Genomic DNA, 15,433 nt, shown 5'->3' with positions numbered 1-15,433 from the left:
ATAAAAAGATTACTCATAAGCTTGCTCACCTTACTCATAATGGCCACAGCCCAGGCAGGATCGCCTCTATGGACTTTTGATCCTCTTACCCCAACCACTATCGCAGTGCCAGCCAATACCAACGCTATGGTACAATACCGTATCACTAACCAGTCAAGCAGAAGACACACTTTAGTATTGCAGGCGATTCATGGGATTACCCAAACTACAACCGGACAAGGTATCTGTAGTAATCCCTTTGTATTGCAAGGCAAAAATTCCTGCATACTGTCCTTGCAGATAAACGGACAGCAAATTACCAACCCTATTGTCGATGGACCAGTAGTTTGCCAGCAGGGTTCTACCAGTCAGTGCTACAAACCAAGTGCCGGAAATATTTTAAATATTACTCAGTCAGCACCCAGAGTCGGTGCCCAGATTTCAGTCAGTGGCTCCCCCCTAGTGCTCACGGCCAATGGTCCCACTGGTCAATTAACGATTAACAATCTGTCACTAACAGATACGGCGACCAACATCACCTCAAATTTTATAGGTACAGCACTGAACGGCAACGTTACGGAAACAGGGAATACCTGTGCCAGCATACCACCTGGCAGCAGTTGCACACTGACTTATACGCCAGGTAACACCACGGTGCCTCAAACAAATTTCACTATTCAGGGCAGTAATACCAACCAGATAACCGCAGCCATTGCTATTACAACTGCCACAATTTCAGTCAGCGGCTCTCCCTTGGCACTCACGGTGAATGGCTCTGCGGGACAGTTAACGATTAACAACCTATCGGTGGTAGAAACAGCGACCAATATTACCTCTGATTTTACAGGTACGGCACTGGACGGTAATGTTATGGAAACAGGGAATACCTGTGCCAGCGTGCCCCCAGGCGGCAACTGCACACTTACCTTTACCCCTGGTAACACCCTGGTGCCGCAAACAAACTTCCCTATTCAGGGCAGCAATACCAATCAGATAACAGCAGCAATTGCTATTACAACTGCCACAATTTCAGTTAGCGGCTCTCCCTTGGCACTCACGGTGAATGGCCCTGCGGGCCAGTTAACGATTAACAACCTATCGGGAGTAGATACAGTAACCAATATTACCTCTGATTTTACAGGTACGGCACTGGACGGCAATGTTACGGAAACAGGGAATACCTGTGCCAGCGTGCCCCCAGGCGGCAACTGCACACTTACCTTTACTCCTGGTAACACCATAGTGGCTCAGACAGACTTCCCTATTCAAGGCAGCAATACCAATCAGATAACAGCAGCGATTTCCATAGCCTCAGGGAGCACGCTAACCTCCGTTTCTCCAAACTCTGGAACCGCCTCAGGAGGAACTGGGGTAACCTTGAGTGGAACAGGGCTAACTGGAGCTACTGCGGTAACCTTTGGAGGGGTGGCAGCTACCAGTGTTAATGTTGTGGACTCCATGACAGTGACAGCCGTGACTCCAGCAAATGCGGCCGGACCCGCAGATGTGGTTATTAGTACCCCAGCTGGTGGAGCAACGCTTACTGGCGGCTTTACCTACATAGCAACCGCCATTGGGCAATCTACAGGAGGAGGGGTCATTGCCTGCATGGAAGGAGGACTCAATGATCTGATTGCCGCCACCTCCGATAACAGCACAAGCATTGAGTGGGGCGGTTTTGGTACCATATTCGTTGGTACTACAAACAACACAAATGGCGCCTCGAATACTATAGATATCGTAAATGATGTAGGAAATAATGGTGGTGTATCTTATGCTGCCCAACTCTGCAGTAACTATGAAATTGACTCGCAGGGCAATACCCCGTGTCAAGTAGGAAATGCCTGTTACGACGATTGGTTTTTACCGGCTGGAAATAATGCTACTGCCAGTGGTCAGATTTTCTGCCTATACAACAATCGTGTAGCTATTGGTGGCTTTGTCGGCATCAACTACTATTCTTCTACTGAGTTTGACATTGATAGTGCCTATGTAATGCGCTTCACTGACGGAACCCAGCCCTTTATGGATAAAGACAACGTCTTGAATGTCAGATGCGTCCGAAACTTTACACCATAAATGCTGCATTTCCTTTCTTTTGAGGCGGTTTTACCTGCCTCAAAAGTTGGTTTATATTGATGAGGTATTAGACTATACACAAATAGATATTAAGCGATATAGTTTACAATAAAAATCAGAAGAATAATCCATGAACTGGAAAGATAAAATAAAAGATCAATTTTACGCATGCGATCGCTTTGCTCGATTTGTAATCCAACATTTCGTTCAAGACGATTGCACCTATATTGCCTCAGCGTTAGCTTTTACCAGTTTACTTGCAGTTGTACCATTGATGTCTGTAGGTTTGGCAGTATTTTCTTCTTTTCCGGTATTTAAAGGTTTGGCAGAACCTGTACAAAATTTTATTTTTGACAATTTTGTTCCAGCAACAGGCAAAATTGTACAAACTTATTTACAACAATTTACTTCGCAAGTATCAAAACTTTCAATCTGGGGTGTGGTCTTTCTAATTTGTACCGCTTTATTGGTCATGTTCACTATTGAACGAGCGATGAATAAAATATGGAGAGTCAACTCATCTCGACACGGTGTCTCTGCCTTTTTGCTCTATTGGGCTATTATCTCTCTCGCTCCGGTTTTATTGGGTTTAAGCCTGGCAGCAAGCTCCTATTTATTCTCAATGCCACTATTAGCGGATCATGGAGCTCCTTATACTATTCTTCAATATTCCCCTTTTTTTCTTTCACTGATTGGATTTACCTTTTTATACGTAGTAGTACCTAATTGCCCTGTTAAGATCCGTCACGCTTTTTGGGGTGGATTATTTGCTGCAATCTTGTTTGAATCGGCAAAACATGCCTTCGCTTATTATTTGATACGTTATAATACCTATGAATTGTTGTATGGAGCATTTGCTACGGTACCTATATTTTTCATTTGGGTTTATTGGGTTTGGATTATTACCTTATTAGGTGCTGAGATCAGTTATGCCTTTTCAGTGCATCATCAGCGGCGGGGCGGCAAGTCCTTGGACGGCTTCTCACATGCACTGCTCTGGTTACACCAATTATGGTTAGCACAACAACAGGGAAAAGGGTTGAGCTTTAATGATCTGGTGGATGCCAGTAACCAACCTTTTGCTGTGGATGTCGATGAAATGATTAATGTTCTGGTTTATCATGAACTGATTCATGCTACTGCAGATGGACACTATATGTTAAGTCGCGATCTCAGTCACATCACTCTTTATGACTTAACCCAATTATTACCTTATCGCTTACCAACCCATCTGGAACTACAATACTCTAAAGCATCACTTGCTGAGCAATGGAGGACTGCTTTTAAAAGGCATAATGATGAGTTACAAAAATCACTGGATATTAATTTGGAGGAGTTATTCAAAAAGACTGGTACAAGTTTAAAATAATACCCATTCAAATCATCTGATTTTATAAATTAGTTATCTTAATGAGCGTAATTTTTATATTGCTGCTAAATGCATAGCCCACCCACAATACAGAAGAAAGGTAAAGCCCCTAATTCCTAAATTATGGCTAAGATTTATTTAGTCTGTACAGCAGACCTATCTCAAAATAAATTTTGAATCTTGATTGTTAAATTGCTGTATGCCAATTTGTGATTCAGCAAATTTGATGCGTTTATCCAGAGACCCTCCTTCTCTTGGATTCAACGCCTTCAAATCAGAGAAAGTAAACTAACCTGGATCACAAAATATAACGTGCTAAATCTTCATCAGCGAGTAATTGCCCCAAGTTCTTTTCTACATAAGTTTTGTCAACGTGTACTGTTTCACCTGGTTTATCAGTAGCTTCAAAAGAAACCATTTCTAATAATCTCTCCATAACCGTATACAATCGTCGTGCACCTATATTTTCTGTTCGTTCATTCACTTGCCAGGCTACTTCTGCAATGCGTCGGATCCCTGTTTCATCAAAAGTAAGTTTTAACCCTTCTGTTTCCATCAAAGCAGAATATTGTAAAGTCAAGGAAGCTGTAGGTTCAGTCAGGATTCGAACAAAATCTTCCACTGAGAGAGCAGACAATTCGACACGTATCGGTAAACGTCCTTGTAATTCAGCGATCAAATCAGAAGGCTTAGCAACATGAAAAGCACCTGACGCGATGAATAAAATGTGATCCGATTTTACCATACCATATTTAGTAGATACTGTAGTCCCTTCAACCAAAGGTAGCAAATCTCGTTGAACACCTTCACGAGACACATCTCCCCCGCCAACATTCTCAGATCGTTTAGCAACTTTATCCAGCTCATCAATGAACACTATTCCATTCTGCTCAACACTTTCTATGGCTCTTAATTTAATGTCTTCTTCATTAATTAATTTTGCTGCTTCCTCTTCGCGCAAAATCTTCATCGCTTTGGCAACAGTCATTTTTCGAGTCTTTGTTCTATAACTGCCAACTTGTTGAAACATGGATTGCAATTGATTGGTCATTTCTTCCATACCCGGTGGCGCCATAATTTCTATGCCGACCGGAGTTGCTGCTACCTCAATTTCTATTTCATTATCATTAAGTTCGCCTTCACGTAATTGCTTACGAAACACCTGACGAGCAGTAGTATTTTTCTCACTGGGAGTTAACGCCCCTCGAGCTGGTGGAAGTAAAACATCTAATATTCGCTCTTCAGCAGAATCTTCAGCCAGATGCTCGACTTTTTTCATAGCGAACTCACGTTCTTGCTTAATAGCAATATCCGTTAAATCACGAATAATCGAATCCACATCACGGCCAACATAACCCACTTCTGTGAATTTGGTTGCTTCTACTTTAATAAATGGTGCTTTAGCTAGATTAGCCAAACGTCTCGCGATCTCTGTTTTACCAACACCAGTCGGACCTATCATTAAAATATTTTTAGGCATTATCTCATTACGCAATACTGGATCTTTGATTTTCATGCGACGCCAGCGATTACGTAGTGCAATAGCTACGGCACGTTTCGCATCATCTTGACCAATAATGTGCTTATCTAATTCTTGGACTATTTCACGAGGTGTCATTACCATATCATTTGCTTTCATCATGTAATTCTTCTATGGTTAAATTGTTGTTAGTATAAATACAAATATCACCTGCAATTGTTAAGGCTTTTTGAACTATCTCTTTAGCAGATAATTTTGTATTTTCCATAAGAGCCCTGGCTGCAGCCTGAGCAAAGGGGCCGCCGGACCCGATAGCAATCAAACTTTCTTCTGGCTCAATAACATCACCATTACCTGTGATAATTAAAGAAGCTTTACTGTCTGCTACCGCAAGAACAGCCTCAAGTCGGCGTAGAATTCGATCTGTTCGCCAATCTTTAGCCAGTTCAACAGCCGAGCGAATTAGATGGCCTTGATGCGTTTCCAGTTTTGCCTCAAACCGTTCGAAGAGTGTAAAAGCATCAGCTGTCCCACCTGCAAAACCGGCAATAACCTTGTCTTTATATAATCTCCGGACCTTACGTGCATTACCTTTCATCACAGTATTGCCCAAGGTAACTTGCCCATCCCCACCAATCACAACCTGATTACCACGTCGTACTGAAAGTATTGTTGTGCCACGAAATTGTTCCAAAATAAAAATCCTCGAATCGCATTGAAATAATGTAAATGGGGATGATAAATAAAAAATCAATGGGATTGGGAGAAAAAATAAGTGTTCTTAGTATCTCAAAATATTAATCATCATACTCATTCCCATATGGTTGTGGCTCGGATTATCGTGCAAACCGAGCCAACACTATACGGGACATAAGTTATTATAAAAAAGAAACACCATGAGACAGTGGGGCTGGTAATTGCAAATGCTCTGCAATACTTTGACCAATATCTGCAAAACAATCTCTACGCCCAATAAATTTGCTATTTACCTGAGGACCAAATACCAACACTGGAATATGTTCACGGGTATGATCGGAGCCAGGGAAAGTCGGATCACATCCATGATCAGCTGCTATAACGACCATATCATTGGATTGTAAGAGAGCTTCTAACTCTGGAAGACGAGCATCAAATTCTTCTAATGCACGCGCATAACCAGTTACATCACGCCTATGCCCATAAGAAGAATCAAAATCGACAAAATTTGTAAATACCAGACTACCTGTTGGGGCTGTTTTCATTGCTGATAAAGTTGCATCGAACAAAGCCATATTTCCATCCGCCTTGATGGTTTGCGTAACTCCTTGATGAGCATAAATATCTGCGATTTTTCCTATTGTAATCACTTCACGACCCGCTTCCTTTAGAAAATCAAGCAATGTTTTTTCAGGTGGAGGAGTTGCATAATCTTTTCTATTTCCAGTTCTTTTAAATGATCCAGGGTTACCTGTAAATGGGCGGGCAATCACTCGTCCGATTTGGTACTTATCCACCAAATTTCGAGCAATCTCACATATATTATATAAACGAGGCAAACCAAATGCTTCTTCATGGGCTGCAATTTGAAACACACTATCCGCAGAAGTGTACACTATAGGTTTTCCTGTACGAATATGTTCCTCTCCCAATTCCTCTATAATGACAGTCCCTGAGGCATGTTTTTCTCCCAAAACACCTGGTAAACTGCATTGCTTAATGAATTCTGAAATTAATTCTTTAGGGAAGCAGTAAGGTTTATCCGGAAAATATCCCCATTCAAAAGTAACTGGAACACCAGCCATTTCCCAGTGACCGCTTGGAGTATCCTTGCCTAAGCTTTGTTCCACAGCATAACCATAATATCCTGTAGGCACCGCCAATGTAGATAAATCAATAAATGATAAACCCGAACTGGCCAAAGTAGCATGGTAAAGCCCATATCCAGCAAGATTTGGAAGTCTTAAAGGGCCGTTACGAACACCACTAATATCACATTCACCTCGATCACAGGCCTCATAAATGTGAACCAATGTGTTAGCCCCAGAGTCCCCATAACGAGCAGCATCAAGGCTAGCCCCAATACCAAAGGAATCCATTACCAATATACATACTCGCCCAGTCACGCTGAATACTCTACTTGTTGGCAACGAGTTTCTTTTAATCCGAACAGTAAAAGGAATGCAATCAATAGTCCTAGTGGTAAAATAATTGCTGCATGCTGATAAGCCTCTAACAAATATACAGGCGCACCATTAATCAAATTCGCACCTCCATAGTTGGTCAATAACGTACTAAACAAGTTCTGATAAATAAGATAACCTCCTTGAGTCAGTATGGAAACCACACTAATTGCAGTTGCAGTCATCATGGGCGGACTACTCTCGGCAACCAAGGCATAGCTGATTACTTGGGCTGAAGTAAATAATCCGAGCAAGAAAAACAACACAGACATTGTTGTTATAGAAACCGGTAAATAAAGCACGCCAAGCAAGGTGAACAAAGAGGCAAGAACTCCCGCTTTCATGGGTAGTACACGCAACCCAGCCTTATCAGATATCCAACCCATCAAAGGTGAGCCTATAATAGCTCCAAGAAACAACATACCATTGATCATCGCAGCCTGTTCTGGGCTGATACCCAATCTCTGTTCAAGATATAAAGTTCCCATCATGGCACCAAATACAGCAATAGCCATATTCATTAAGCTGGTGTATAAGGCGGCACGCAAATTTTGAGAATTTAAATAAGCTTTTCTTGCGGCCACAAACACATTGAGTGGTTTTTCCTCTTTTTTTACTGCAATTTGAGGTTTTTCTTTAATCCAGAAAAACATGAAAACCAACATAACCAAACCTAATATACCTACATCTTGAACTGCTTGACGCCAACCAACATACAGAACCAATTTAGTCAAAGGATATTGCGCCAACATTCCACCTGTCATTGCCACTGTTACAATAGCACCGGTTACTAAAGCCATACGCTTGGGAGGAAACCAATGAGATGCCAAACGAACAGGACCTAAAAAGCAAAATGCGCTTCCTATACCTGTCACAAATCTACAAAATAAGGCGACATAAAAGGAATAAGAGTAAGATAAAATAAAGGTACTGATCACACAAAGAAGCATGGCAATTAAAATGGTATTTTTAATTGAAAATCTATCCAAAACCATGCCTGCAATAAACAAAAAAAGGACATTTGCCAGGTAATAAATGCTGGACAAGTAAGCCATTTTATCCGCATGAATATGAAAATCCTGCATAATGTTTGCTGCAATAGAAGCAAACATATTTCCCTGAATAAATTCATAAAAGAAAAACATGGTTGCTGCAAAACATACCAGCCAAGGCATTAACGATGTTCTAATATCGTATCCTTTCAATTCATCCACTACCTGCATTGTTACTCCTCTATTTTATCGTTTGCAGTATGTTTCACGAGTCATTAGCACAGCAATTAATGCTGCGACTGCGGCAACAGGGAACATCCACATAGCAAATTGAAAATCGGTAACAGCGTACTCAGTGACATTTGTACCAGCATGATGTGTCATAAGCCAACCAAATAATACTTGAGCAACACCGCCTCCACCCATAATAATTACTGAGGCGATACCAGTTGCAGCGCCAGTATTTTCTGCCTGATTGCTTTCAGCAACTAAAGGATAAGAAATCACTTGTGTACTAGTGAACAATCCCAAAGCAAAAAAAATGATACTTAAAGTCATCTGAGTGAGAACTACATTCATAAATAGAGGAACTATAGTGATTAAGGTCGCTACAGCACCGAAAATCATTAAAGGTTTACGTCGCCCCTGGGTATCAGATAACCAACCAACTAAAGGACAACCAATAACACTCCCCATGAAGATAAGACTGACCACATTACTTGCTGCAATATCTGGCAAATGATGAGCAATTTGTAGATAAGTTGCACCCCATAGAGCACACAAAACCATAATGGGTAAATTAAGGAGAGATGTGTATAAACCTGCTAGCCAATTCTGGGGATTGGACAAAGCTTTTATAAAACTGGCTAGTACTTTACCTTGATTCGTTAATTTGTGTACTGGGGATTCTTCAGGCTTATCTTTCACAATCAAGTAAATCCAAAATAATAAAAAAGCTCCTACAGCACCATCAATTAACAACGCACGTCGCCAGCCAAAAAGATCATTCAAATAAGCAAAAGGAGTATGCGCCATCATACCGCCAATAAAAGCCATGGTGACTAATGAGCCTATTACTAATGCTTGTCTTCTTGGAGGAAACCAATGAGAGACCAGAACAACGCAAGATAGGAAACAGAAAGCGTTACCTATTCCTGAGAGAAAATGAAAAAACGATGCGAGAAGAAATGACCCTGTAACTGCGAATCCTATTGTTCCAATAACACAAACAAACATAGCAGTCAGAATCACTTTGCGGGTTGAATACCTATCCAGAATAAGGCCCGCAGGTAAAAGAAAAAGAATATCAGCCCATAAATAAGTACTAGACATCCAGCTTAATTGTGTGGCATCAATGTGAAAATCTTCTCGAAGAGACTGATTAATAACATCAAAAATATTGAGTTGAAAAAATTCGTACAAAAAGAAAAGGCCAGCAGAAAGACACACTACCCAAGCCATATAGTCACCACGAGGGACAAAAGCTCTCGATTCCACTGCGACAGAGTGCGACACTATCTCTCCTTCATTTAAGGCCCCAAAATTGCGGCAAATTATAGCAAGTTTCAAAGAATATTGGTATCTTTATTGAACAATTTATTTCGTGGAAGTACCGTCCCTGCTTCACTGAGCTTATAATGCAACCTGCAAGTCGCGATATAAGATTCATTGCCACCTATTAATACCTGATCCCCTTCGATAACTGCTTCTCCATTTTCATCAATTCTCATGTTCATAATCGCTTTACGGCCACAATGACAGATCGTTTTTAATTCAATTAATTCATCTGCCCAAGCAAGTAAAAATTGACTCCCAAGGAATAACTCGCCCCTAAAATCGGTACGTAACCCATAGGCTAATACCGGAATTGACATTTGATCAGTAATTTCAGTTAATTGATACACTTGATCTCTAGTTAAAAATTGAGCTTCATCAATTAATACACAGGCGTATTTCTGGCTTTGTAGTTGAAATTCTTGAGTTAAAAAGTATAAATTATCCAAGTTGTTAAAGGCATAAGCTTGTTCAGATAAACCAATTCGTGAGCTAATAGTTCCGTATTGGTAGCGTGTATCTATCGAAGGTGTAAACAACAGAGTGTGCATGCCACGTTCCCTGTAATTATAACTGGACTGCAGTAATACCGTACTTTTACCTGCATTCATTGCAGCATAATAGAAATATAATTTTGCCATAGACTAAATATGTTAAGCCCCATTTATTTTACTTTACTATGAGTTGAAATTGGAAACCACTGATTGCCTAAATATATTTAGAATCAAACAACTATACGATTTGAGATTCACCGTCTTTAATTAATAAGGGATTTTATATCTTATTGTTTGGCTCGAGCTAAAGAAATTGCCAAGAATTAATGATTCTCTCCTCCATATTTATTACCCTTCCGTTGCTGTTTTATTTTTAATCAACTATACCTATATAAAGCATTTCGGGTTTATCAAATGGAAAGAATAAAACATACCGCTGAAAATAATGCACGAATACTTAAAAGTAAAGTGAGCAAGTTCGCCTATCTTGGTTTAGCCTTTTCAGTTGGAGCAATAACAATAACAACCATGGCAGTTACCTATCAAATGGATGGATATCTTTCGTTAGATGGTGCAATGAAAGCCCAAAGAACAAATATTGCCTTATGGGTGTTGGATATATCTCCACTTTTATTTATGCTTTGGGGGCAATCTATCAGTTCGGTCAGGTCCTATCCTGCAAGCGCAGTGGATATGGATCAAACTCATGAACCAAGATTACAAATAAGTGAACCGGCTTCTCGCTCAGAACACGATTCAAGTTATGACTCTCTAACCGACTTACCGAACAGAATATTATTCGTCGATCACTTAAACCAATCGATCAATGCACTGAGAGGAAAAAAAGGGAAAATAGCTGTCATCACTATCAATATAGATAATTTTAAAGATTTAAACTCTGGATTCGGCAATTACAATGCCGACCGACTTTTAAAGCAATTTGCGCAACGATTAAAAAGCACCATAGATGAATCAATGACCGTAGCACGATTTGGTGGTGATGAATTCGCCATTTTTTGCCCAACATTAGAGCAAGATGAGCAAGCTTACCTATTAACTAAAAAAGTACAAAAAGCCGTGGCAATTCATTTTGTGCTTGATGATGTCATTATTGATATCACGGCAACAGCAGGAATTGCTTTTTATCCTGAACACGGTAAAGACGCAGATATTCTTATTCAACGTGCTAATTTAGCTATCTATCATGCCAAGCAAGATGGAAAAGAGTTTACTGTTTATAAAATTTCTATGGATAAAGGAAGCCCCAATCAGCTTATCCTTATGAGTGAACTCAAAAAAGCAATTGAAGGTGAACAATTAGTAGTTCATTACCAGCCTAAAGTGGAATTAAAAACAGGTAAAATTACCGGATGTGAAGCCCTGGTTCGCTGGGAACACCCAGCTATAGGTATGATGAATGCAGAAAAATTTGTTCCAATTGCTGAACGAACAGGACTTATCAAAACGTTAAGTCTATATGTCTTAAAGTCAGCTATTGAGCAAACCAGTAAATGGCGAAAAAAAGGAGTTAATATTGAGGTAGCAATCAATCTTTCAGCTGTAGACATTATTGATATTGAATTACCCTATACTATTCAAAGCTTATTGAATGTTTACGATTTACCAGCATGCAGCCTTACTATTGAATTAATTGAAAGCACCAATTTAAGTGACCAAAATCGAGCTGTTGAAGTAATAAACCACTTAGCAAGTCTTGGGATAAAAATTGCAATCGATGATTTTGGAACTGGCTATTCTTCATTCGTTTATCTCACTAATTTACCAATTCATGAAATTAAAATTGACAAGTCATTTATCCTGGCTATTAATGAAAATGAGAAAAAAAGAAATACTGTTGACGCCATTATAAAATTTGCCTCTGCCTTAAAACTATCCGTTGTTGCCGAAGGTGTTGAGACGGAATCACAAATGAATACCTTGAAGGGTTTGAATTGCTCCAAAGGCCAGGGATTTTATTTTTCAGAAGCTTTGGATGCTGATAGCCTTGAAAAACTAGTGATCACCGAAAAGCAATTGCCTTTCCATAAAAATAGCAAAACAAACAAACATAAATTACCCACACTACCTGCTACCGACTCCGAAGAACTTAATGATTGATCAGCAAGTCAGTACAGGGCAATGAAACAATATCATGCGATCCAGGTGAACCTTGAAGGTTTTGACTGACGTCAATTTTGCAAGTAATCCATCAGGAATTTGCCCCGTCTCTTTACTATTAATAACCAAATAATTTTCCGAATGGTTAGAAAGTAATTGGCATAATTCATCTGTGTTTTTAATCGACTTCACTTTACCTTCCGAGTAAAACTCAGCAGAGAAATCCGTCTTATAACCCCAATATATAAGGTGACTACCTGCCGCTGGATTCTGGTTTAACCAAGTAGTAATAATCGATTTTTGAGTATTAGGTACAATATCTGGTTTTATTCCCAGCACGAATGCACCTGCCAAAAACAAAGTGCCACATAATAATGACGAGATGAAAACCCACTTCAGATTATCCAGTCTCGGATTAGAACGGTACCAAATTTCTGCAAAGAGTAAGGCAAATGCCGGTAAAGCAGGGAATACATAAGGGTATATTATGTTACTGGCAAAAGTAAAAAAAAGAAGCGGAACTATCATCCAAAGAATCAAATAACTTAACCAACCGTCTTCCTTTTGACACAAGGTGGGTAGTATTTTTCCATGCCTCACAAGCCATCTGCCTGCTATAATATTCCATGGAAAAATACCTGCTACAGCATATAGCCATATCATTCCTTTAGGCACATGATGTACTATCCCATATTTATCACCAGCCCACCCAGGCGTTAAAAATCGATGAAAATGCTCTCCAAGGATAAAATAATTTAAAAATCCCGGGGTTCTTAATTCAGCTAGAACATACCAGGGCAAAGCAATTGATAAAAGCAGCAATGTGCCTTTAAACCAGGGCAATCTTTGCCACAAATTAGTCCATTCGTTACGTAATAAAACCCAGAAAAATACAGTCATTCCAACCAGTACAACAGCAATAGGGCCTTTTGCTAATAATCCCAAACCCAATCCTATAAAAAACCCATAAGACCAGATTTTATTGCCATAAACCAGAGCATGCCAAAAAGACACACTGGCCAGAGTAGTACAAAACATCAATGCTGGATCAGTCATTACCGCCCCGGCATCAATGAAAAAAAACAATGTTCCTGCAAGCACTATTAAAGAGAAAAGTGCTACAACTGAGCCACTATGTTTTTTTGCTAATCCCCAAATTAGCCATAAAACACCAATAGAAAATAAAAGTCCTGGCAATCGTGCAGCGAACTCATTGACACCAAACAGTTTCATAAAAAAAGCCGACAGCCAGGAAGACAAAGGTGGTTTAGCCCAAAATGGTGTACCATAATCCTGTTGCAAAGTCACCCAATCGCCAGTTTCCAGCATTTTCCGCGCAATTTCGGCATAACGAGCTTCTGTTGTATCGAAGAGAGGGAAAAAATAATTGGCAATCAATCGACATATAAGTAAAAAAATCAATACAAACAAAGAGTAAGTAAAAAATGTTTGTTGAATTGGTTTATCTGCTTTAAAACTCAAAATATACCTCAATTTAAAATCTGACTTAAATTTCATGCGGTGTTGGGACATACTTGGCACGAGTCTCTGTCAATGTTGGCGCATAAAGTGCACATTATGTTAAAATTTTTCTTTAGTCAAAATAATTTCCATGTAATTCAAAACTCTTTTAGTATCTTTCATGTAATAGGGCATTGAGAGTTACCTATAACCTCTACTATTAGAGTTTCTTAATTATTAAATACTTAATTATATATTTTTAAATTGTATAATGAAAATACATGACGACAGCGTAAGTTTGGTTTACACTGGCCACTGTAAGTATTTCTTACATTATCTTGTTTTGGATTTTTGGAGACTAACATGACGTTTGATTTAAAGGAATTTGATGTACTAAAAAGTCATTTTAATGACACTGTTAAAATTATCCTTCAACGCGAGTTTAAATTAAAAACAGTAGACCAGAAACAAATTGAAGAGCTTATCAATAAGCTTAACAGCCCTAGAAAAGAAGAAGTTCAATTTCTAAGAGCCGTTCTAAACGAACTGGAACAAAAAATAGAGCAACAGAAACCAAGATCACTGACCAGCTATACGCAAGTATTTTATGGTGCCATGCTGCTTATCTGTCAAGACGTTGAAAACCATCTACGAGTAATGGAAAAGAAAGAGAACAGCTTGCTGTTTACTCGATTAATGGATGGAATGGGTATTACTGAAGAAAATAAGCCATCACCCAACCAAAACATCATTTTTTACAGAGGATTAAACAAACTCCTAAACTTCATTTATGAAGACAATGATTCTCGCAAAGGCTTAAAAAAAGAGCATTTTCTGCAAGTCCTTTCATTAAAAAAATTATCAGCATTAGCCAAGTTAAGTTATGAAAAGGAAGAAGCAGCAGAAAATATTGCTCTGGAGAAATTAACTACTGATGGAAAAACTAAAGTTAGCGTGGATAACTTCCAGGTAGAAAAAGAAGTCAATGCATCCCTTGTCGAGCACTTCAAGTCTTGGGACGAGATGAAAGGAGCGCTCCACCAGTTAATTCTTGATGAACTGTCTGATAAGAATGTGGCTAAAATTTCTGCGTTAAGCCAGACGCGTTCAGCACAACTGAACTTTTTACAAACCATGGCAGCTAAACTGGATAATATTCCTAACCATGCTCTCAAATCAACTGAGAAAATGGCTATTCTTGCTGGAGCAATGTATATTGTTCGTGGTCAAATAGCTCAGGAATATAGTAAAGATCCACTAAGCAACGACAAAATTAGTTCCACCCTTATTCATACCAACTTAAGCGACATACTTCATGCCAATGCAAAAAGCTATGAAGACAAAGAAGTGTTAATTGCTGCAGCCAATAAATTTATTCGTTACATGACTATTGAACGCCCTGATAATAAAAAAGTTTCTAAAGAAGCCATCAGAGAGAAACACATGTTTTCAGACATTGCGGGATTCCAGCTGTCTTCTGTCTTGTCGTTAATACAAAACATGATTAAAACATGTCGAATTGAGGCGGTTGAAGCTTGTGTAACCAAGCGCAAGGAAGAATTGGAAGCTTTAAAACCCAAAACAGAAAGCACTTCTATTACCGGCTCTATCACAGGATATGTAGGAAGTTGGTTTAAAAAAGCACCAAACACTTCTGAAGAAAGCGAAGAAGACGAATTAAATGATCAAAAAACTTCAGAAGAAGGCGCTAAAGTAACAGTATAATCAATTTGAGCTATTATCCTTAC

Annotated in this window: 11 protein-coding genes; 4 read left to right on the top strand and 7 right to left on the bottom strand. The window is 39.3% G+C overall.

Translation table 11 applies throughout. The features are described from left to right. The first annotated feature begins 21 nt into the window (after nt 1–21). Both ACZ5EK_RS03365 and ACZ5EK_RS03360 read left to right on the top strand, forming a co-directional pair. Nucleotides 22–2,058: an IPT/TIG domain-containing protein gene (locus ACZ5EK_RS03365; RefSeq protein WP_464431391.1), complete on the top strand. Its 2,037-nt coding sequence runs from the start codon at nt 22–24 to the stop codon at nt 2,056–2,058. Between the two features lie 130 nt (nt 2,059–2,188). Beyond that, the gene (locus tag ACZ5EK_RS03360; protein WP_464431390.1) at nt 2,189–3,427 is read left to right on the top strand and encodes a YihY family inner membrane protein; all 1,239 of its coding nucleotides are present in this window, start codon (nt 2,189–2,191) and stop codon (nt 3,425–3,427) included. Between the two features lie 298 nt (nt 3,428–3,725). Here ACZ5EK_RS03360 and hslU read toward each other — a convergent pair whose 3' ends face one another. The 6 genes from hslU to ACZ5EK_RS03330 all read right to left on the bottom strand — a co-directional run bounded on the left by hslU (nt 3,726) and on the right by ACZ5EK_RS03330 (nt 10,253). After that, on the bottom strand, nt 3,726–5,051 hold the full coding sequence (gene hslU, locus ACZ5EK_RS03355) for an ATP-dependent protease ATPase subunit HslU (RefSeq protein ID WP_464432445.1): 1,326 nt from the start codon (nt 5,049–5,051) through the stop codon (nt 3,726–3,728). 1 nt (nt 5,052) lies between these two features. Beyond that, nucleotides 5,053–5,601 carry an ATP-dependent protease subunit HslV gene (gene hslV, locus ACZ5EK_RS03350; protein ID WP_464426524.1) on the bottom strand — a complete coding sequence of 183 codons (549 nt, stop codon included), beginning with the start codon at nt 5,599–5,601 and terminating at the stop codon, nt 5,053–5,055. Nucleotides 5,602–5,785: 184 nt separating this feature from the next. Continuing rightward, complete coding sequence (locus ACZ5EK_RS03345) at nt 5,786–7,009, bottom strand: phosphopentomutase (RefSeq protein ID WP_464432444.1); 1,224 nt, start codon at nt 7,007–7,009, stop codon at nt 5,786–5,788. Further along, nucleotides 7,006–8,289: an MFS transporter gene (locus ACZ5EK_RS03340; protein WP_464431388.1), complete on the bottom strand. Its 1,284-nt coding sequence runs from the start codon at nt 8,287–8,289 to the stop codon at nt 7,006–7,008. Before ACZ5EK_RS03340 ends, ACZ5EK_RS03345 begins: the two co-directional genes overlap by 4 nt. A gap of 15 nt (nt 8,290–8,304) precedes the next feature. Further along, the gene (locus ACZ5EK_RS03335) at nt 8,305–9,573 is read right to left on the bottom strand and encodes an MFS transporter (protein WP_464431386.1); all 1,269 of its coding nucleotides are present in this window, start codon (nt 9,571–9,573) and stop codon (nt 8,305–8,307) included. A gap of 50 nt (nt 9,574–9,623) precedes the next feature. Then, nucleotides 9,624–10,253, bottom strand: coding sequence for a thymidine kinase (locus ACZ5EK_RS03330; RefSeq protein WP_464431385.1), 630 nt, complete (start codon nt 10,251–10,253; stop codon nt 9,624–9,626). A 267-nt stretch (nt 10,254–10,520) separates the two neighbouring features. Here ACZ5EK_RS03330 and ACZ5EK_RS03325 point away from each other — a divergent pair, with 267 nt between their 5' ends. After that, nucleotides 10,521–12,224 carry a putative bifunctional diguanylate cyclase/phosphodiesterase gene (locus ACZ5EK_RS03325; RefSeq protein WP_464431384.1) on the top strand — a complete coding sequence of 568 codons (1,704 nt, stop codon included), beginning with the start codon at nt 10,521–10,523 and terminating at the stop codon, nt 12,222–12,224. On the opposite strand, the gene ACZ5EK_RS03320 is transcribed toward ACZ5EK_RS03325, so the two are convergent. Beyond that, nucleotides 12,225–13,706, bottom strand: a complete 1,482-nt coding sequence (locus ACZ5EK_RS03320; protein ID WP_464431383.1) for an ArnT family glycosyltransferase — start codon at nt 13,704–13,706, stop codon at nt 12,225–12,227. Between the two features lie 342 nt (nt 13,707–14,048). On the opposite strand from ACZ5EK_RS03320, the gene ACZ5EK_RS03315 reads away from it, so the two are divergent. After that, nucleotides 14,049–15,410, top strand: a complete 1,362-nt coding sequence (locus ACZ5EK_RS03315; protein WP_464431382.1) for a lpg0634 family Dot/Icm T4SS effector — start codon at nt 14,049–14,051, stop codon at nt 15,408–15,410. The last annotated feature ends 23 nt before the right edge of the window (nt 15,411–15,433 follow it).

The organism is Legionella sp. JM-2024 (assembly GCF_055389095.1).
The sequence above is the reverse complement of the archived record's forward strand: the minus strand, read 5'-3'. Positions and strand labels throughout refer to the sequence as shown.

Bases quoted from the DNA above. Each gene is read 5' to 3' on its own strand.
- ACZ5EK_RS03360 (WP_464431390.1), top strand. From the start codon at position 2,189: ATGAACTGGAAAGATAAAATAAAAGATCAATTTTACGCATGCGATCGC.
- hslU (WP_464432445.1), bottom strand. From the start codon at position 5,051: ATGGTAATGACACCTCGTGAAATAGTCCAAGAATTAGATAAGCACATT.
- ACZ5EK_RS03340 (WP_464431388.1), bottom strand. From the start codon at position 8,289: ATGCAGGTAGTGGATGAATTGAAAGGATACGATATTAGAACATCGTTA.
- ACZ5EK_RS03330 (WP_464431385.1), bottom strand. From the start codon at position 10,253: ATGGCAAAATTATATTTCTATTATGCTGCAATGAATGCAGGTAAAAGT.
- ACZ5EK_RS03325 (WP_464431384.1), top strand. From the start codon at position 10,521: ATGGAAAGAATAAAACATACCGCTGAAAATAATGCACGAATACTTAAA.
- ACZ5EK_RS03315 (WP_464431382.1), top strand. From the start codon at position 14,049: ATGACGTTTGATTTAAAGGAATTTGATGTACTAAAAAGTCATTTTAAT.